This is a genomic window from Allostreptomyces psammosilenae, assembly GCF_013407765.1.
Classification (GTDB): Bacteria; Actinomycetota; Actinomycetes; order Streptomycetales; family Streptomycetaceae; genus Allostreptomyces; species Allostreptomyces psammosilenae.
In genome coordinates this window covers 4,454,264-4,472,150 of the sequence record NZ_JACBZD010000001.1, presented here as the reverse complement: position 1 = coordinate 4,472,150, position 17,887 = coordinate 4,454,264, and the positions used below count along the sequence as shown (strand labels likewise).

The 17,887-nt window shown below is 74.1% G+C and carries 14 protein-coding genes and 2 tRNA genes; 6 read left to right on the top strand and 10 right to left on the bottom strand.

What is annotated here, in order from left to right; translation table 11 throughout:
* Positions 1–108 precede the first annotated feature (108 nt).
* The 4 genes from FHU37_RS18465 (at position 109) to fabF (ending at position 3,884) form a co-directional block, all read left to right on the top strand.
* Entirely contained in the window at positions 109–1,092 is a 984-nt protein-coding gene (locus FHU37_RS18465; RefSeq protein WP_179815253.1) for an ACP S-malonyltransferase, read from the top strand.
* A gap of 2 nt (positions 1,093–1,094) precedes the next feature.
* On the top strand, positions 1,095–2,102 hold the full coding sequence (locus tag FHU37_RS18460; RefSeq protein ID WP_179815252.1) for a beta-ketoacyl-ACP synthase III: 1,008 nt from the start codon (positions 1,095–1,097) through the stop codon (positions 2,100–2,102).
* A 135-nt stretch (positions 2,103–2,237) separates the two neighbouring features.
* Positions 2,238–2,486, top strand: a complete 249-nt coding sequence (locus FHU37_RS18455; RefSeq protein ID WP_179815251.1) for an acyl carrier protein — start codon at positions 2,238–2,240, stop codon at positions 2,484–2,486.
* A gap of 102 nt (positions 2,487–2,588) precedes the next feature.
* Positions 2,589–3,884 (top strand): beta-ketoacyl-ACP synthase II, encoded by a 1,296-nt coding sequence (fabF, locus tag FHU37_RS18450; protein ID WP_312892662.1) that lies wholly within the window; start codon positions 2,589–2,591, stop codon positions 3,882–3,884.
* A gap of 139 nt (positions 3,885–4,023) precedes the next feature.
* Here fabF and FHU37_RS18445 read toward each other — a convergent pair whose 3' ends face one another.
* The 4 genes from FHU37_RS18445 to FHU37_RS18430 all read right to left on the bottom strand — a co-directional run bounded on the left by FHU37_RS18445 (position 4,024) and on the right by FHU37_RS18430 (position 6,999).
* Positions 4,024–4,518, bottom strand: a complete 495-nt coding sequence (locus FHU37_RS18445) for a DUF3145 domain-containing protein (RefSeq protein ID WP_179815250.1) — start codon at positions 4,516–4,518, stop codon at positions 4,024–4,026.
* 598 nt (positions 4,519–5,116) lie between these two features.
* On the bottom strand, positions 5,117–6,187 hold the full coding sequence (locus FHU37_RS18440; protein ID WP_179815249.1) for an NADP-dependent oxidoreductase: 1,071 nt from the start codon (positions 6,185–6,187) through the stop codon (positions 5,117–5,119).
* A 447-nt stretch (positions 6,188–6,634) separates the two neighbouring features.
* Positions 6,635–6,708: transfer RNA gene (locus FHU37_RS18435), tRNA-Ile, on the bottom strand.
* 218 nt (positions 6,709–6,926) lie between these two features.
* Positions 6,927–6,999 (bottom strand) — tRNA-Asn (locus tag FHU37_RS18430).
* A 215-nt stretch (positions 7,000–7,214) separates the two neighbouring features.
* On the opposite strand from FHU37_RS18430, the gene FHU37_RS18425 reads away from it, so the two are divergent.
* On the top strand, positions 7,215–7,580 hold the full coding sequence (locus tag FHU37_RS18425; RefSeq protein WP_179815248.1) for a hypothetical protein: 366 nt from the start codon (positions 7,215–7,217) through the stop codon (positions 7,578–7,580).
* Between the two features lie 142 nt (positions 7,581–7,722).
* Here FHU37_RS18425 and FHU37_RS18420 read toward each other — a convergent pair whose 3' ends face one another.
* From FHU37_RS18420 to FHU37_RS18400, 5 genes are all read right to left on the bottom strand, one after another.
* Positions 7,723–8,829, bottom strand: coding sequence for a substrate-binding domain-containing protein (locus FHU37_RS18420; RefSeq protein ID WP_179815247.1), 1,107 nt, complete (start codon positions 8,827–8,829; stop codon positions 7,723–7,725).
* A 165-nt stretch (positions 8,830–8,994) separates the two neighbouring features.
* Positions 8,995–10,116, bottom strand: coding sequence for an ABC transporter permease (locus FHU37_RS18415; RefSeq protein ID WP_179815246.1), 1,122 nt, complete (start codon positions 10,114–10,116; stop codon positions 8,995–8,997).
* Positions 10,113–11,741 (bottom strand): sugar ABC transporter ATP-binding protein, encoded by a 1,629-nt coding sequence (locus tag FHU37_RS18410; RefSeq protein ID WP_246449981.1) that lies wholly within the window; start codon positions 11,739–11,741, stop codon positions 10,113–10,115. The genes FHU37_RS18415 and FHU37_RS18410 overlap by 4 nt, the downstream gene beginning before the upstream one ends.
* 145 nt (positions 11,742–11,886) lie before the next feature.
* Positions 11,887–13,194 carry an ROK family protein gene (locus tag FHU37_RS18405; protein ID WP_179815245.1) on the bottom strand — a complete coding sequence of 436 codons (1,308 nt, stop codon included), beginning with the start codon at positions 13,192–13,194 and terminating at the stop codon, positions 11,887–11,889.
* A 300-nt stretch (positions 13,195–13,494) separates the two neighbouring features.
* Positions 13,495–14,982, bottom strand: coding sequence for an FGGY family carbohydrate kinase (locus tag FHU37_RS18400; RefSeq protein ID WP_179815244.1), 1,488 nt, complete (start codon positions 14,980–14,982; stop codon positions 13,495–13,497).
* Positions 14,983–15,125: 143 nt separating this feature from the next.
* Here FHU37_RS18400 and FHU37_RS18395 point away from each other — a divergent pair, with 143 nt between their 5' ends.
* Entirely contained in the window at positions 15,126–15,821 is a 696-nt protein-coding gene (locus tag FHU37_RS18395) for a DUF870 domain-containing protein (RefSeq protein ID WP_179815243.1), read from the top strand.
* A gap of 70 nt (positions 15,822–15,891) precedes the next feature.
* On the opposite strand, the gene dnaG is transcribed toward FHU37_RS18395, so the two are convergent.
* Positions 15,892–17,853: a DNA primase gene (gene dnaG / locus FHU37_RS18390; RefSeq protein ID WP_179815242.1), complete on the bottom strand. Its 1,962-nt coding sequence runs from the start codon at positions 17,851–17,853 to the stop codon at positions 15,892–15,894.
* Between the last annotated feature and the right edge of the window lie 34 nt (positions 17,854–17,887).

Genomic DNA, 17,887 nt, shown 5'->3' with positions numbered 1-17,887 from the left:
GTGAGCTGGTTGGCCGAGTCCACTTGTAGAGGGATGACAAAACCCCTGGTGGATCTTCGTTCCCGTCCCCATGCCGGGAACGGCCGTTCCCCAAGGGAAAGTGGAACCGTGCTAGTACTCGTCGCTCCCGGCCAGGGCGCCCAGACGCCCGGCTTCCTGAAGCCTTGGCTCGACCTCGACGGCGTGGCCGACCGCCTCGCCTGGTGGTCGGCCGCCGCCGGCCTCGACCTGGTCCACTACGGGACCCAGGCGAGCGCCGAGGAGATCAAGGACACCGCGGTCGCCCAGCCGCTGCTGGTCGCCGCCGGGCTGGCGGCGAGCGCCGCGCTGTTCCCGAACGGCGTCGCCGACCCCGCCGGACCGCGGGTCGGCGCCGTCGCCGGTCACAGCGTCGGTGAGATCACCGCCGCGGCCATCGGCGGCGTGCTGACGCCGGAGGCCGCCATGGTGCTGGTCCGCCGCCGCGGACTCGCCATGGCCGAGGCCGCCGCACGGACCGAGACCGGCATGAAGGTGCTGCTCGGGGGCGACCACGACGAGGTGGTGGCCAAGATCGTCGAGCACGGCGCGGCCCCCGCCAACATCAACGGCGCCGGCCAGATCGTGGCCGCCGGCACCGTCGAGGAGCTCGACGCCCTGGCCGAGGACCCGCCGGCCGGCGTCAAGGTGATCCCGCTGGCGGTCGCCGGCGCGTTCCACACCAAGCACATGGCCCCCGCGGTCGACGAGCTGAAGCGGATCGTGCCCGGCATCACGCCGGCCGACCCGGTGGTCCCGTACGTGTCCAACACCGACGGCGGCACGCTCCACGACGGCGCGGAGGTCCTCCGCCGGATCGTCACCCAGGTGAGCAACCCGGTGCGCTGGGACCTGTGCATGGAGACCTTCCGGGCGCTCGGGGTCACCGGCGTGCTGGAGGTGCTCCCCGCCGGGCCGCTCACCGGCCTGGCCCGCCGCGCCCTGCCGGGCGTGAAGACCCTCGCCGTGAAGACCCCGGGCGACCTCGACGCCGCCCGCGAGTTCATCGCCGAACACGCCACCGCCCCGGCCGCCGTGCCCGCCCCCGCCGCGCCCGCGGCCGAGGTGAGCTGACCATGACGGCCCCCAGCCTGAACGTTTCCACAGGTGCCCCCCACGCCCGGATCATGGGCGTGGGCGGGTACCGCCCCCGCCGGGTGGTCCCGAACGAGGAACTGCTCAAGCACATCGACTCCTCGGACGAGTGGATACGCACCCGTTCCGGCATCGCCACCCGCCACTGGGCGGGGCCGGACGAGACGGTCGCCGAGATGTCGCTGGCCGCCGCCGGCAAGGCGATCGCCCACGCGGGCATCGCCCCGGAGCAGATCGGCTGCGTGATCGTCGCCACGGTCACCTACCTCAAGCAGACCCCCGCGGTCGCCACCGAGATCGCCCACCGGCTCGGCTGCGGCCCCGTCCCCGCCTTCGACATCTCCGCCGCCTGCGCCGGCTTCGGCTACGGGCTCGGCCTGGCCGACTCCATGGTGCGCAGCGGCGCCGCCGGCCACGTCCTGGTGATCGGCGTGGAGAAGCTGTCCGACCTCACCGACATCGAGGACCGCTCCACGGCCTTCCTGTTCGGCGACGGCGCCGGAGCGGTCGTCGTCGGCCCCTCCGAGGTGCCCGGCATCGGCGGCCTGGTGTGGGGTTCGGACGGCGCGCAGGCCGGCGTCATCACCCAGACGGCCCCGTGGGACGTCTTCCGCGAGGACCCGAACCACCGCTTCCCCGCGGTCACCATGGAGGGCCGCACGGTCTTCCGGTGGGCCGTCTGGGAGGGCGCCAAGATCGCCCAGCAGGCGCTGGACGCGGCCGGCGTCACCGTCGACCAGTTGGACGCCTTCATCCCGCACCAGGCCAACATGCGGATCATCGACGCGATGGTGAAGGCGCTGAAGCTTCCCGAATCGGTCCCCGTCGCGCGTGACGTGGAGGAGACCGGAAACACCTCGGCGGCCTCGATCCCGCTCGCGATGGAGCGCATGCTCGCGAGGGGCGAGGTCAAGAGTGGCGACACCGCGCTCATCATCGGCTTCGGCGCAGGCCTGGTCTACGCCGCCGCCGTGGTCACTCTGCCGTGAACCACCAGGAGTGTCTCGGCGGTCCCCGACCCTCGTGACCCGCCGCCCGACCGGGCGCCCCGTCCTTCGACGGGACACCGACCGGACGGGCGGGTTTGTCCACCAGCAAGTCCCGTAACGAACAAGGAGCCAACCATGGCCGCCACGAAGGAAGAGGTCCTGTCCGGCCTCGCCGACATCGTCAACGAGATCGCCGGCGTTCCGGCGGAGGACGTCCTGGTGGACAAGTCCTTCACCGACGACCTGGACGTCGACTCGCTGTCCATGGTCGAGGTCGTCGTCGCCGCCGAGGAGCGCTTCGGCGTGAAGATCCCGGACGACGAGGTCAAGAACCTCAAGACCGTGGGCGACGCCGTCGAGTACATCCTCAACAACCAGGGCTGACCCGCCCTGGGCCGTCGTCGGCGGCGGCGTCGGAGCCGGACCCACCGGCTCCGACGCCGCCCCGGCGTCACCCTTTGTTCCTCCGCACCACCGGGAGTTTCCGTGACTGCCTCTGACACCTCCCGCTCCCGCGGGACCGAACCGCGCACCGTGGTCGTCACCGGGCTGGGCGCGACCACCCCGTTGGGTGGCGATGTCGCCTCGACCTGGGAGGGCATGCTCGCTGGCCGCTCCGGGGTGCGGGCGATCACCGAGCCGTGGGCCGAGCAGCTCCCCGTGCGCATCGCCGGCCAGGTCGCCGTCGACCCGACCGAGGTGATGTCCCGCGTCGAGGCCCGCAAGCTCGACCGCAGCGCCCAGCTGGCGCTGGTCGCCACCCGTGAGGCCTGGGCCGACGCCGGCTTCACCGCGCCGGCCGGCGAGGACGCCGCGCTGCCCGACGCCACCCGGGTGACCGTGGCCGTCGGCTCCGGCATCGGCGGCGTGACCACCCTGCTGAACCAGTGGGACGTGCTGCGGGAGAAGGGCGCCCGGCGGATGTCGCCGCACACGGTGCCCATGCTCATGCCGAACAGCCCGTCGGCCAACGTGGAGCTGGAGGTGGGCGCCCGCGGCGGCGCGCACAGCCTGGTCAGCGCCTGCGCCACGGGTGCGGAGAACATCGGCTACGCCATGGAGATGATCCGCTCCGGCCGCGCCGACGTCGTGGTCACCGGCGGCACCGAGGCCGCCATCCACCCCATGCCGCTGGGCGCCTTCGCCGCCATGATGGCGCTGTCCAAGCGGAACGACGAGCCCGAGCGGGCCTCCCGCCCGTACGACAAGGGCCGCGACGGCTTCGTGATGGGCGAGGGCGCCGGCATCCTGGTGCTGGAGTCCAAGGAGCACGCCGAGGCCCGCGGCGCCCGCATCTACGCGGAGATCGCCGGTCAGGGGCTGTCCTCCGACGCCCACCACATCGCGCAGCCGGAGCCGACCGGCCGCGGCATCATCCAGGCGGTCCGCGCCGCGCTGGCCGACGCCGGGATACCCCTGGAGGAGGTGCTGCACGTCAACGCGCACGCCACCTCCACCGAGCTCGGTGACCTGGCCGAGATCAAGGCGCTGCGCGAGGTCCTCGGCGAGCACGCCTCGCGCCTGGTCATCACCGCGACCAAGTCGATGACCGGTCACATGCTCGGCGCGACCGGCGCCGTGGAGAACATCGCCACGGTCCTCGCGCTGTACCACCGCCTGGTGCCGCCGACGATCAACCTGGAGGACCGGGACAACGAGGTCGACCTGGACGTGGTCGTGCACGAGCCGCGCCCGCTGCCGGCCGAGGGCCGGATCAGCGCGCTGAACAACTCGTTCGGCTTCGGCGGGCACAACGTGGTCATCGCGGTGCGCAGCGTCTGAGTCGAAGCGCCCGGGTCGGCGGCCTCGCCGCGGTGCCCGGCGCACCGCACGGTGTCAGACGGCGGCGGCCCGGTCCCGGATCACTCCGGGACCGGGCCGCCGCCGTCTGCGCTGATGGGCGCGGGGCCCGTCGGGGCCGTCAGACCACCTGGTGCAGCCAGCGCACCGGGGCGCCCTCGCCGGCGTACCGGAAGGGCTCCAGTTCGTCGTCCCAGGGCTTGCCGAGCAGCTTCTCCAGCTCGCTCTCCAGGTCGGCCTCGCCGCCGCGGGAGCGGACCAGCAGGGCGCGCAGCCGGTCCTCCGGGATCATGATGTCCCCGTGCACGCCGGTGACGGCGTGGAAGATCCCCAGGTGCGGGGTGCTGCTGTAGCGCTCGCCCTCCGAGGCGGCGGAGGGTTCGGCGGTGACCTCGAATCTGAGCATCTGCCAGCCGCGCAGGGCCGAGGCGAGCCGCGAGGCGGTGTCCACCTCGCCCTGCCAGGACAGCTCGGCCCGCCAGGTGCCGGGGGCGACCGGCTGCCGGATCCAGTCCAGGCTGACGCGCACGCCGAGCACACCCGCGACGGCCCACTCGACGTGCGGGCACAGCGCGCGCGGCGCGGAGTGCACGTACAGAACTCCACGTGTCGTCAACGGGACCTCCAGGCTGTGTATGAGGTGCGCCTTCCCCAGCGGCCTCGTTCCATTGCCTGACAGGCCATTGCTCCCACGGGCATTCTGCCCCATCTCCCACTACGGCAACAGTACCTCATCGTAACTTTGCGTAAACACTCCGAAACCAACACGGGGCGAATCGGGCGTCAGCTGACCATGCGTGACAGCTTCGCCCCGGCGGGCCGGAGGCACGCGACCGCCGCCGCGCCGTCTCCCGCACCCGCCGACGGCGCCGCGTGACGCGTCGTCGGCCGTTTTCATCCTAGGCGGCGGGGCGTTGCCGCGGACCCGCTTGCGCGGACCCGCGTGCACGCGCCCCGCGCCTGCGACCCCCACAGACATACCCCGCCCGTCCGCGCGAGGTCATCACCCGAAAGGGTGGCTTTGCCCGAACGGCGCAACCGAGCGGGCTAGTCCGCGGTGGGAGGTACCCGTGGCATGTGCCAGGCGCATGTGCCCAGCGAAGAGCCGGAATGGGGCGGGCCGGCGCGGGCGCCGGGGCGCGTCCGCCGGCCGCCGCCGTCCGGGAGAGTCGTCGGATCGTATGACCGCGCCTCTCGGCGTGCTCCCGCCCCGGTCAGGAGGCCCCGACGGAGGTCCCGGAGGGCGCCTCGTCCGGCGACTCGGGGAGGCGGACGAGCATCTTGCCGATGTTGCGGCCGCGCAGCATGTCCAGGAAGGCGTCCACGGCGTGCTCAATGCCGTCCACCACGGTCTCGTCGTGGACCAGCTCGCCGTCGCGCAGCCAGGCGGCGGCCTCCCGCAGGAACTCGCCGCGCTGCTCGGGGTAGTCGCTCGCCAGGAAGCCCTCCAGGCGGATGTGCCAGCCGATCGCGCGGGCCAGGTTCCGCGGGCCGACCGGCTCGCCGGCCTCGTTGTACTGCGAGATGGCGCCGCACAGCGCCATCCGGGCGCCCTTGTTGGCGAGCGCGATGGCCGCCTCCAGGTGCTCCCCGCCGACGTTGTCGAAGTAGACGTCCACGCCCTCCGGCAGCGCCGCGGCGAGCTGCTCGCGCACCGGGCCGTCCTTGTAGTTGAAGGCCGCATCGAAGCCATAACGCTCCGTCAGCAGCCGGACCTTCTCCGCCGAGCCGGCGCTGCCCACCACCCGGCGCGCCCCGCGCAGTCGGGCGATCTGGCCGACCACGCTGCCCACCGCCCCGGCCGCGCCGGAGACGAAGACGGTGTCACCGGCGCGGAAGGAGGCCGCCTGGAGCAGCCCCACGTAGGCGGTCAGGCCGGTCAGCCCGAGGACGCCGAGATAGGCCGTCAGCGGGGCGAGCTCGGGATCGACCCTGGTGGCCCGGTCGGCGTCCAGCACGGCGTACTCGCGCCATCCGAGGCCGTGCAGCACCACGTCGCCCGGGGCGAGCCCTTCGGCCTCGGAGGCCACCACCCGCCCGACGGCGCCGCCCTCCATGACGTGGTCGAGCCGGAACGGCGGCACGTACGACTCCGCGTCGTTCATCCGCCCGCGCATGTACGGGTCCACCGAGAGGTACAGGTTGCGCACCACGACCTGTCCGGGCCCGGGTCGCGGGACGGTGACCTCGCGGAGCGCGAAGTCCGCCGGGGTCGGCCAGCCCTCGGGCCGCGCCACCAGGTGGACCTCCCGGCCGGTCAGGGAGGGGGCGGAGGGGGTGGGCATGCGGTCTCACCGCGCCTTTCCTGTCGTTGGTTGGTGACTACAACCGTTCCCAGCAACCAGTGCCCCGATTTTCTGCCCGTTATGGGGCATATGTGAGGACCGCCACGCCCACCGGAGACCGGGCCCGGTTCGGCGCGCAAGCCCGACCACCCGATGGGGTGAAAGGATCCAGAACACGCCCCTCGATCGCGGTAGGCTCATCCGTGACGCAGCGCACCCGTCCGGATACCGGCACGGGCACATCTCCCCGGACGCGCGCCGGGACATCAGGGCACACACTCACCGCTACGACTCACACGGCACCACGCACGGCTCGGCGCCCGGAGGGAAAGGGCCGGCGCCGTCGGGCCGGATCCGCGGCGCCACCGCCGAACGCCTCGGGACGCGGACGCACCACCGCGCGGACGGGGCGCCACGGCACCGGCGACGCGCGGGAGACCACGCGGGTGGGGCGGGTGGGACTCGAACCCACGACCCAGGGATTATGAGTCCCCTGCTCTAACCGGCTGAGCTACCGCCCCGGAAACACCCGGGACCCCGAGGGGCGCTGGCGCCTCGCGGGAGAACCCGTATGTGCCGAGAGGATACGTCATGCCGTGGCGCCCACGGCATTCGGGGCGGGGACCGCCGCACACGCGTGCGAATCCGGACGCCTTGTCCTGAATTGCCCTGCCCCGCACCGCCGCCCGGAAACGCGAAAAATCCCCGGAAGTCGCCGCCTCCGGGGATCTCGGTGGAGCTCCCGCGACTGGACTCGAACCAGTAACCTGCCGGTTAACAGCCGGCTGCTCTGCCAATTGAGCTACACGGGAAGGTGCGGTGAGCGTCGTTCCCCTCGGGGTTCGGCGCTCGGCGCGAGACATACATTAGCGCAACCAGGGGGGTGCTTGGCCAATCGCCGTCCCCCGGTGCCCGACGGCCGGCCACGCCGCCCCGCCGCCGGCACCGGCGATTGCCCGCCAGGAGTCAGGGGTAGGCGCCCGGCAGGTCCTCGCCGCGGCCACACGCGGCACGGAAAGGTGGTGCCATGCGGTATCGACTCGCCTTCCTCGGCGGCCTGGCCGCCGGCTACGTCCTCGGTGCCCGGGCAGGCCGGGAACGCTACGACCAGATCGCCCGGACGCTCCGCTCGCTGCGCGAGCGGCCCGCCGTCCAGCGGGCCGGGCGCACCGCCGTGGACGCCGGCGTGCAGGCGGCCGGCCGGGTCGCCGGAACGGTGAACGAGCGCTGGGGAGACCGGCTGCCGGCGGGCGTCGGCGCACGGCTCGAGGACACCCTCGGCAACCTGCGCGGACGGACCGCCCGCGAGCGCGACTGGGGCTCGGGCGACTGGGACGGCGCCGGCGCGACCGGCTGGCCGGACTCCGCGCAGGACGTGCGGGGCAGCGCCTGACCCCGCCGGGATGCCGGCGGGGCGGTCGGGGCCTGCCCTCGACCCGCGGGTGGGGCCGCCACGGTGACGACCGTGGCGGCCCCACCCGCGTGCGCGCGCCCGCGGCACGCCGGGCGGGCGGCGGGCTCAGGCGCCGGCCGGCTCAGGTGAACGCGATGGGCAGGTAGCGGTCGACGTTCTCCTTGGTCACCACCGCGGAGTGCAGCGTGATGGAGGTGGGCACCTCGGTCTCCCGCAGGTCGCCGAGCGCCCTGCTCTGCGCGATCAGCCGGGCGCAGGCGATCGCCGAGGCGGCCATCGTCACCGGGTAGAGCACCGTCGCCTTGATGACGGTGTTGTCCGCCTTGATCTGGTCCATCACGTGCCGGGAGCCGGCGCCGCCGACCATGATGAACTCGTCCCGCCCCGCCTGCCGGATGGCCTGCTCGGCCCCCACGCCCTGGTCGTCGTCGTGGTTCCACACCGCGTCGATCTGCGGGACGGCCTGGAGCAGCTGGGCCATCTTCTCCTGGCCGGACTGCACGGTGAACTCGGCCGCCTGCCGGGCCACCAGCTCGATGTTGGGGTACTCGGCGAGGGCGTCGGCGAACCCCTGGCTGCGCTGCTGGGTCAGCTCCAGGTTGTCGATGCCGGCCAGCTCGACCACCCTGGCCTCCGGCCGGTCCCGCAGCCGCTCCCCGATGAAGTGGCCGGCGCTGACCCCCATGCCGTAGTTGTCACCGCCGATCCACAGCCGGTAGGCGCGCGGCGTGTCGAAGATCCGGTCCAGGTTGACCACCGGGATGCCGGCCTGCATGGCGGCGAGCCCCGACTGGGTCATCGCCTTGCCGTCGGCCGGCAGGATGACGATGACGTCCACGCCCCGGTTGATCAGGGTCTCGATCTGGCCGGACTGCGCGGCGGCGTCGTTGGTGCCCTCGACGACCTCCAGGGTGACGTCCGGGTACCGTTCGGCCTCGGCCCGGGCCTGCTCGTTGATCGCGTTGAGCCAGCCGTGGTCGGCCTGCGGCCCGGCGAAGCCGATGGTCACCGGGGCGCCGGTCGCGGAGGTGGATCCCTCGGCGGCGGGCGCGGGGGCGGCGGCGTCGTCGGTCCCCACCTCGTTGCTGGTGCAGCCGGCGAGCAGCGCCCCGGCGCCGATGGCGGCGGAGCCGAGCAGGAAACCGCGGCGGCCGGCGGCGCGCGCGGGTCTGGACGGGGTGGCGTCGAGGCTCGGGAGGTCGGGCGTCGGACGGTCGGAGAGGGACATCGTCGGTCCTTTCACGGTTGTCACGGTGTTCGCGGCGGACTGGGCGTCACGCGGTTCACGGGCGGCACGGGGATCACGGGCGGCACGGGGATCACGGGCGGCACGGGCGGCACGAGGGCCGCGGTGGCGCACCGGGCGGGAGGGGTTGGGGCGCCGCGGGGCGGCTCATCCGGCGCGGCTCTGGCCGCCGGACTGGCGCTGGATCAGGACGGCGATGACGATGATCGCCCCGCTGGCGATGTCCTGGACGGCGCTCTGCAGGTTGTTCAGGGCGAACAGGTTGGAGATGGTGGTGAAGACCAGCACCCCGAGCACGGAGCCGATCAGGGTCCCCCGGCCGCCGGTGAGCAGGGTGCCGCCGATGATCACCGCGGCGATGGCGTCCAGCTCGTAGAGGTTGCCGTTGGTGTTCTGGCCGGAGCCGGTGAGCACGATGAGCATGAACGAGGCGATGCCGCAGCACAGCCCGGAGACCAGGTAGAGCGTCAGCCGCTGCCGGCGGACGTCGATGCCGGCGAGCCGGGCGGCCTCGGGGTTGCCGCCCAGGGCGAACAGCCGGCGGCCGTAGGTGGTGCGGTTGAGCACCAGCCAGCCCAGGACGATCACCGCCACCCAGATGATCACCAGCGGCGGGATGCCGAGGATCCGGCTCTCCCGGTAGCCGAGGCTGAGCACGCTGTCGACCTGGACCACCTGGGTGAGTCCGCCGGAGATCTGCAGGGACAGGCCGCGCGCGGAGGCCATCATGGCGAGCGTGGCGATGAACGGCACCATCCGCCCGTAGGCGACGAGCACGCCGTTGAGCAGGCCGCAGCCGAGGCCGACGGCGATCGCGCAGAAGAGGATGCCGCCGAGTCCGTAGCTCTGGGTGGCCAGCGTGGTGGCCCAGACGGTGGCGAGCGCCACGATGGCGCCCACCGACAGGTCGATGCCGCCGCCGATGATGACGAAGGTCATCCCGACGGTGACCACGCCGATCACCGACGCCTGGGTGAGGATCACGACCAGGTTGGAGGTACTGAGGAACTGGTCCGGGGAGGTGATGGCGCCGACCAGGACGAGCAGCAGCAGCACGCCCACCAGGCCGAGGTTGCGCACCCCACCGCCGCCGGTGAGCCTGGCCCACGCCCCGCTCCGCCGGCCGTCCCCGGTCGGCGGCGTGGTCGTGCTCGCGCCGCCCGTGCTCCTCGCGGCCGCGGTGCCCGCGGCGCCGGACGCGGGCGTCGGGGTGGACTCGGGGCCGCGCCGGGGTTTGTCCAGCGACGGGCCGCCCGCCGAGGTGCTCATGCCGATCTCCCTTCCGTGGTGGTGTCGGTGGTGGCCGTGCCGCCGGTGGTGGCGGCGGGTGGGGCCGCCGGATCGCCGGACATGACCAGGTCCAGCACCCGGTGTTCGTCCAGCCGGTCGGCGGGTGCCTCGTGGACCACCCGGCCCTCGCGCAGCACCAGGACCCGGTCGGCCAGTCCGAGCACCTCCGGCACCTCGCTGGAGACCAGCACGACGGCCAGCCCGGCGTCGGCGAGCTGCCGCACCAGGGCGTAGATCTCGGCGCGGGCGCCCACGTCCACGCCGCGGGTGGGCTCGTCCAGCAGCAGCACCCGGCACCGCTTGACCAGCCAGCGGGCCAGCACGGCCTTCTGCTGGTTGCCGCCGGACAGCGTGGCCACGGACCGGTCCGGATCCGCGGGGCGCAGGTCCAGGTCGCGGATGCGCGTCGTGGCGGCGGCGCGTTCCCGGCGCCGGTCGATCCAGCCGAGGCGGGCGAAGTCGGCCAGCGCGGCGATGGTGATGTTGCCGGCGATCGAGTCGTGCATCAGCAGGGCCTGGGCCTTGCGTTCCTCCGGGGCGAGGCCGATGCCGGCGCGGACGGCGGCCGGGACGCTCCCCGCGGGTAGCGGGCGGCCGTCCAGCTCCACCCGGCCGGTGCTCGGGCGGCGGGCGCCGTAGACGGTCTCCAGGATCTCCGAGCGGCCGGAGCCGACCAGCCCGGCGAGGCCGAGGATCTCGCCGGCGCGCACCGCGAAGGAGACGTCGGAGAACTCGCCGCGCCGGGCCAGGCCGGTGACCCGGAGCAGTTCCGGGCCGGGCGGCGTCCAGCCGGCGGGACGGCGGGGCGGGAAGACCTGGTCCGCGATGGCGCGGCCGGTCATCAGGCTGACCACCTCGCTGGTGGGGGTGGTGCGGGCCGGCAGGCCGGAGGCGACGGTGCGGCCGTCCTTGAGCACGGTCACCCGGTCGCCGATGCGGCGGATCTCCTCCAGCCGGTGCGAGATGTAGACCACGGCGACGCCGTCCGCGACGAGCTGTCCGATGATCGCGAAGAGGTTCTCCACCTCGTCGTGGTCGAGGACGGCCGAGGGCTCGTCCATGATGATCAGCCGGACGTCGTGGGAGAGGGCGCGGGCCATGGAGACGATCTGCTGGCCGGCGGCGGAGAGGGTGCCGACCTCGCGGTCCGGGTCGATCTCCGGGTGTCCGAGCCGGGCCAGGAGCCGGGCGGTGGCCTGGCGGGTGCCGCCGCGCCGCACCCAGCCGGCGGTGGCCCGCTCGTGTCCGAGGAAGACGTTCTCGGCCACGGAGAGCCCGGGCACCAGGTCGAGTTCCTGGTAGATGGTGGCGATGCCGCGGCGCATGGCGGCGATCGGGGTGGGCAGGCTGATCGGCTCGCCGGCCCAGGTGATGGTTCCGGCGTCGGGCTGGTGGGCGCCGGCCAGCACCTTGATCAGGGTGGACTTGCCCGCGCCGTTCTGGCCGAGCAGGCAGTGCACCTCGCCCTCGGCGACGGACAGCTCGACGCCGTCCAGGGCGCGCACGCCGGGGAACTGCTTGACGATGCCGCTCATCCGGAGCAGCGGCGGCGCGGGGTCGGGTGGTGGGGGCGGCGCCGCGCGTCCCACGGTCTCTGTCGGCATCCTCGCGAACCTCCCGGTGGGCAGGCGTGTGCGGAAGAAAGGGCATCAAAAAGGCATGGACATGTCACGGCCGGTTCCCGCCGCCGTGCGGTGCCCGGCCGCGGCCCGGCGGGGGCCCGGCGGGGGCGGGCCTCGCGGGGGCGGCTCATCCGCCGCCGGGGGCGGGCACCTCCAACACGTGGTCGCTGATCAGCCGGGCGGCTCCGATCACCCCGGCCGTGCCGCCCAGCTCGCTCACCACCACCGGCAGCTGTCCGGTGGCCAGCGGCAGCGAGCGCCGGTAGACCTCGGTGCGGATCGTGGCCAGCAGGACCGGGCCGAGATGCACCAGCCCGCCCCCCAGCACGATCATCCCCGGGTTGAGGAAGCTGACCTGACCGGCCACCACCTGACCGACCCGCCGGCCGCCCTGACGGATCAGCGACAGCGCCACCCGGTCCCCGGCCGTGGCGGCCGCCGCGACGTCCTCCGGCGTCAGCTCCACGCCGCCCGGAGCCTCCGCCGCGCTCCCGCCCCCGGCGCCGACGGCCAACGGCAGCCCGGCCCGCTCCCGCTCCTTGCGGCGGCGGGCGATCCGCTCCTCCAGGCCGGGCGACCCCTGCGTGGCCACCGCCTCCATGGCGTCCCGCACCAGCGCCGGGCCGCCGAAGTAGGCCTCCAGGCAGCCGGTGTTGCCGCAGCTGCACGGCGGCCCGCCGCGGTCCACCTGGATGTGCCCGATGTCGCCCGCCGAGCCGTTCACCCCCCGGTGCACCCGGGAGCCCAGCACGATGCCGCAGCCGATGCCAGTGCCGATCTTGACGAACAGGAAGTCCCGCACCGAGCGGGCGATCCCGGCGTGCAGCTCGCCGAGCGCCATGATGTTGACGTCGTTGTCCACCAGCACCGGGCAGCCCAGCGCCGCCGCCATGTGGTCGCGCACCGGGAAGTCGTCCCAGCCCGGCATGATCGGCGGCGCCACCGGGCGGCCGTCGGGGAAGCGGACCGGGCCCGGCAGGCCGATGCCCGCCCCGAGCGGCCGGTCGATGCCCGACTCGCGCAGGGCGCGACCGGCCATCTCCACCGCCCGGGAGAGCACCTCGGTGGGGCCGTCCCGCACGTCCACCGGCGTCGACACGTGGGCCAGCAGCTCCAGCTCCGCGCCGGCCACCGCGACGTCCAGGGAGGTGGCGCCGATGTCGACGCCCAGGAAGCCGATCCGCGGGGACAGCCGCAACCGGTGCGACCGCCGGCCGCCGCGCGAGGCGGCCAGACCGTCCTGCACCACCGCACCGGACTGCAGCAGCCGGTCCACCTCCACGGCCAGCCGGGAGCGGGACAGCCCGGCGGCCTCCCCGAGCTCCGCCCGGGAACTCGGCCCGAGGTCCCGCAGCAGCCGCAGCAGGCGCGCCTGCTGGGCGCTCTCCGGACGGATCCCCGGACCACCGGACCGCACCACGTCCAACTCCGCCATCGAGCGTTCCCCTCCCGGGTGCACCAACGCGAGCGGACATGACCATGACGTCGGTCACACCCACGTGCCGGGAAGCTACGGCCTTGGGACCATGATCGGAAGACTTCGGACAGAACTCGACGCAGCTTCATCCCGCCACGGAACAAAGAACCGTCCAGGACCGTACGAACCACCCACGGCGGCGGTCCGGCGAGCGCCCGGGAAAACGCCACCGGGCCACGCCCCGGGCGGACGGCCGGGGCGTGGCCCGGTGAGGGGCCGGGGGTCGCGCGAGGGTCCGCTCGCGGACGGCGACGTGGCTCAGAAGCGCCGGTGCCGCCCCCGCCGGTCCACCGCGGCGGCCATCTCCGGATGCAGCCGGCGCCGGGCGCCGACGAACTGCTCCCGCACCGCCAGGCCCACCGCGTGGTCGCTCTCCTCGTGGGCCACCACCGAGCCCGCCACCGACCAGGGCGGCGGCTCCACCGCGCCGCTCACCGCCGCCGCCAGCGACCACGCCGCCTGCCGCGCCGCGCCCACCGCCGCGTGCGGGCCCGGCGTCGGCACCACCACGGGAACGCCCAGCACCAGCGGCATGATCTGCCGCACCGCCGGCAGCTGCGCCGCCTCCCCCAGCAGGAACACCCGGTCCACCCGCACCCCGCTCAGCCGCAGCACGTCCAGCGCCTCCGCCATGCCGCACGCCAGGCCCTCCACGGCCGCGCGCGCCAGGTGCTCCGGCGCCATGGACTCCCCGCGCAGACCGGTCAGCGTGCCGGAGGCGTCCGGCAGGTCCGGCACCCGCTCCCCCTCCAGGTACGGCAGCAGCACCAGGCCGAAGGCACCCGGTGTGGAGCGCAGCGCCAGCCGGGACAGCTCGGCCAGGTCGACGCCCAGCATCCGGGCCGCGCCGTGCAGCACGCCCGCCGCGTTCAGGGTGCTGACCAGCGGCAGGTGGCGGCCGGTGGCGTCGGCGAAGGAGGCCACCGTGCCGCTGGCGTCCAGCAGCGGCTCCGGGTGCGGCGCGTACACCGTGCCGGAGGCCTCCAGGGAGATCACCGCGTCCCCGGGGCGCACCCCCAGTCCCAGCGCGACCGCCATGGTCTCCCCCGTGCCGGCCGAGATCAGCAGGCCCTCCGGGGTGTACCCGGCCGGCTCGGCGGGAGCGAGCACGTCCGGCAGGGCGATGTGGTGGCCGAGGGCCGCCGCCGCCAGGTCGGGGCGGAACGTGCCGGTCACCGGGGACCAGTAGCCCGTGCCGGAGGCGTCCCCGCGGTCGGTGGTGCGGCGCGCCGGCCGCCCCAGCAGCTGCCAGGTGATCCAGTCGTGCGGCAGCAGCACCTCCGCCACCCGCTGGGCCACGTGGGGCTCGCGGTCACGCAGCCACCGCAGCTTGGACACCGTGTAGGCCGCCTGGGGCACGGCGCCGACCGCCTCGGCCCACGCGCCGGGCCCGCCGAGCTCCTCCACCAGGTCCAGCGCCGCGGCGGCGGAGCGCTGGTCGTTCCACAGCAGCGCCGGGCGCAGCACCACGCCGGCCGGGTCCATCGCCACCATGCCGTGCTGCTGGGCGCTCACGCCGATGGCCTGGACGCCCTCCAGCATCCCGGAGCGCGCCGCCTCGCCGAGCGCCATCAGCCAGGCGTCCGGGTCGGTCTCGGTCATCGGGAGGTCCGGGGCGGGGGGCGTCTGCCCGCCGGGGCGCGCGTGCGCGGCACGGCCGCTGCGCAGTATCTGTCCGGTTTCCGCGTCACAGACGACGACCGTGGTGTGGGTGGTGGAGCAATCGATCCCCGCGACTATCGCCATGAACGAGATCATGCCTGATCCGGGGCGTCACCGGCTCCTCGGCCGGGCCCGTCGTGGCGGCCGGGATGGGCTTGACCTCAACCAATATTGAGGAAGCAGAGTGCTCCCGGAAGGACGATCCGACCACCGACTGGAGCCCCGCAGTGACGACGCGACAGCACTCCCTCCCCGACATCACCCGCTCCGACGCGGGGACCACCATGATCAGCACCTGGTCGGTGGGCACGCCCGAACGCCAGCGGGCCGCCGTGGACGCCATCACCACCGTCTGGGAACGCGAGCCCTGGCCGACGCCCGACCTGCTCTCCTACAGCGTCTTCGCCGGCACGGACGGGGACACCATGCTGCACTACTCCCAATGGACCGGAGAGGACGCCTACCACCGGTTCGTGCGCTCCGGGCGCCAGCCGCGCAACGACGAGATCGACGCCGCCGTGCCCGGCATCCACCGGGTCGAGATCGCCGCCTACCGGCGCTACCGCAGCCTCCGCCTGGCCGACCGGCCGGCCGTCCCCGGCTGCGTGGTCGTCGTCGACGTCCGGTTCGACGGTCCGGACGAGCGGCGCCAACGGGACTGGGCCGACGCGGTCTGCGAGACGCTGGCCCGCCAGACCCCGAACCCGGACCGGCTCTCCGCCCACCTCCATCTCAGCACCGACGGCACCCGGGTGATCGACTACGCGGAGTGGACCAGCGAGCGGGCGCACATCGAGGCGGCCGGGGCGCGCGGCGGCCTCACCGACCCGGAGTGGGAGCGGCTCCGCGACTTCCCCGGCCTGTCCCGGAACGCCTGCCGGACGCGGCGGTACCGCTTCGAGCGGAACTTCACCCGGCCGTGAACCACCCGGTCCGCCGCGACGCGAGCGGGGCCCAGCCACGCGTCACCGGGGTGGTGCCGGCACGGGCCCGCTAGAGCGCGGCGGCGCCGTCGGCCTTGAGCGCCTCCCGGTAGCGGGTGAGCGCCATGTGCTCCGCCTGCACCGCCAGGGCGTGCTCCGGGTCGGTGCCGCGCCCCATCCGGCGCAGTTGCGACTGCATCCGGGCGATCTCCCGGTCCACGGCCTGGAGCCGCAGGTCGACCAGGACCTTGGCGGCGTACTCGCGCAGCCCGTCGGCCTCCTTGCGGGTGCGCAGGCCCTCCACGGCCAGTTGGGTGACCAGGGCCCGGAGCCGGTCGTCGGGCGCGCACTCGCGCACCCAGCCGACCCAGTCGCCGCCGGCCAGGGCCCCCGCGCCCACGCCGCCGGCCTCGCTGACGGCGCGGCGGACCATCGCGTAGGGGGCGGCGGTGAACTCGTCCTCGCGGTAGTTGTCGAACGCCGGCGCGACCAGGGCCGGCTGTTGCAGGGCGAGCTTGAGGGCCTCGCGCTCGATGAGCTGGCGCGGGTCGCGCGGGTCGAGGAGCGGCGCGGTCGGCCGGCCGCCCCGTGCCGCCTCCGTCGCTCCGGGGCGCGGCTGGCCGTTCCGCTGGGGCTGCCCGTTCCGCTGGGGCTGGCCGTTGCGCTGGGGCTGCGCGCCGCCGGCGGCCTCGCGTTCCCGGCGCAGCCGCTCCAGGTAGCGCACCCGGTCGACGACGAACCGTTCGTCGAGGAAGCCCAGCAGGCCGCCGAGCCGCACAGCGTAGCTGTGCCGCAGGGCGTGGTCCTTGATCCGGGCCACGATCGGGGCGGCGGCGTCCAGGGCGGCCACCCGTCCCTCCTCGGTGTCCAGGTCGTAGCCCTGGATGCGGGAGCGGATGGCGAACTCGAAGAGCGGCACCCGGCTGTCGACGAGGTCGCGCACGGCCGCGTCACCCCGGGCCAGGCGCAGGTCGCAGGGGTCCATGCCGCCGGGCTCGACGGCGACGTGGGTGCGGGTGACGAACTTCTGGTCGTTCTCGAAGGCGCGCAGCGCGGCCTTCTGGCCGGCGGCGTCACCGTCGAAGGTGAAGACCACCTCGCCGCGGAACTCGCCGGTGTCCATCAGCAGGCGGCGCAGGATCCGGATGTGGTCCTCCCCGAAGGAGGTGCCGCAGGTGGCGATGGCGGTGGTGACGCCGGCGAGGTGGCAGGCCATGACGTCGGTGTAGCCCTCGACGACCACGGCCCGGGAGGTCTTGGCGATGTCCTTCTTGGCCAGGTCGATGCCGTACAGCACGTGGGACTTCTTGTACAGCGGCGTCTCGGGGGTGTTCAGGTACTTCGGGCCCTTGTCGTCCTCGCTCAGCCGCCGGGCACCGAAGCCGACGACGTCCCCGGCCACGTCGCGGATCGGCCAGATCAGGCGCCCCCGGAAGCGGTCCATCGGGCCGCGGCGGCCCTCGCTGGCCAGGCCGCCGACGAGCATCTCCTTGTCGCTGAAGCCGCGCGCCCGCAGGTGGCGGACCAGGTTCTCCCAGCCGGCCGGCGCGTAGCCGACGCCGAAGTGCTCGGCGGCGGCCCGGTCGAAGCCGCGCTCGGCGAGGAAGCGGCGGCCGACCTCGGCCTCGGGGGTGGCGAGCTGCTCGGCGAAGAACTGCGCGGCGACCTTGTGGGCCTCGACCAAGCGGGTGCGTTCGCTCTGCTGCCGGCCGGGGGTGTAGCCGCCCTCCTCGTAGCGCAGCTGGATGCCGGCCTGGGCGGCGAGGCGCTCGACGGCCTCGGAGAAGGTCAGGTGGTCGACCTTCATCACGAAGTCGAGGGTGTCCCCGCCCTCCTGGCAGCCGAAGCAGTAGTAGAGGTTCTTGGAGGGGCTGACCTGGAAGGAGGGGGTCTTCTCCTCGTGGAAGGGGCACAGGCCCTTGAGGTTGCCGCCGCCGGCGTTGCGCAGTTGGAGGTAGTCGGAGACGACGACGTCGATGGGCACGGCGTCGCGCACCGCCTTGACGTCCTCATCGCGAATCCTGCCTGCCACGATGGGCCAGTCTACGGCCGCGGCGGGAGCGCGG

What these genes read in the sequence shown, in the direction of transcription:
- FHU37_RS18460 (WP_179815252.1), top strand. Translation starts at nt 1,095, where the DNA reads ATGACGGCCCCCAGCCTGAACGTTTCCACAGGTGCCCCCCACGCCCGG.
- FHU37_RS18455 (WP_179815251.1), top strand. Translation starts at nt 2,238, where the DNA reads ATGGCCGCCACGAAGGAAGAGGTCCTGTCCGGCCTCGCCGACATCGTC.
- FHU37_RS18440 (WP_179815249.1), bottom strand. Translation starts at nt 6,187, where the DNA reads ATGCCCACCCCCTCCGCCCCCTCCCTGACCGGCCGGGAGGTCCACCTG.
- FHU37_RS18425 (WP_179815248.1), top strand. Translation starts at nt 7,215, where the DNA reads ATGCGGTATCGACTCGCCTTCCTCGGCGGCCTGGCCGCCGGCTACGTC.
- FHU37_RS18420 (WP_179815247.1), bottom strand. Translation starts at nt 8,829, where the DNA reads ATGTCCCTCTCCGACCGTCCGACGCCCGACCTCCCGAGCCTCGACGCC.
- FHU37_RS18415 (WP_179815246.1), bottom strand. Translation starts at nt 10,116, where the DNA reads ATGAGCACCTCGGCGGGCGGCCCGTCGCTGGACAAACCCCGGCGCGGC.
- FHU37_RS18410 (WP_246449981.1), bottom strand. Translation starts at nt 11,741, where the DNA reads ATGCCGACAGAGACCGTGGGACGCGCGGCGCCGCCCCCACCACCCGAC.
- FHU37_RS18405 (WP_179815245.1), bottom strand. Translation starts at nt 13,194, where the DNA reads ATGGCGGAGTTGGACGTGGTGCGGTCCGGTGGTCCGGGGATCCGTCCG.
- FHU37_RS18400 (WP_179815244.1), bottom strand. Translation starts at nt 14,982, where the DNA reads ATGGCGATAGTCGCGGGGATCGATTGCTCCACCACCCACACCACGGTC.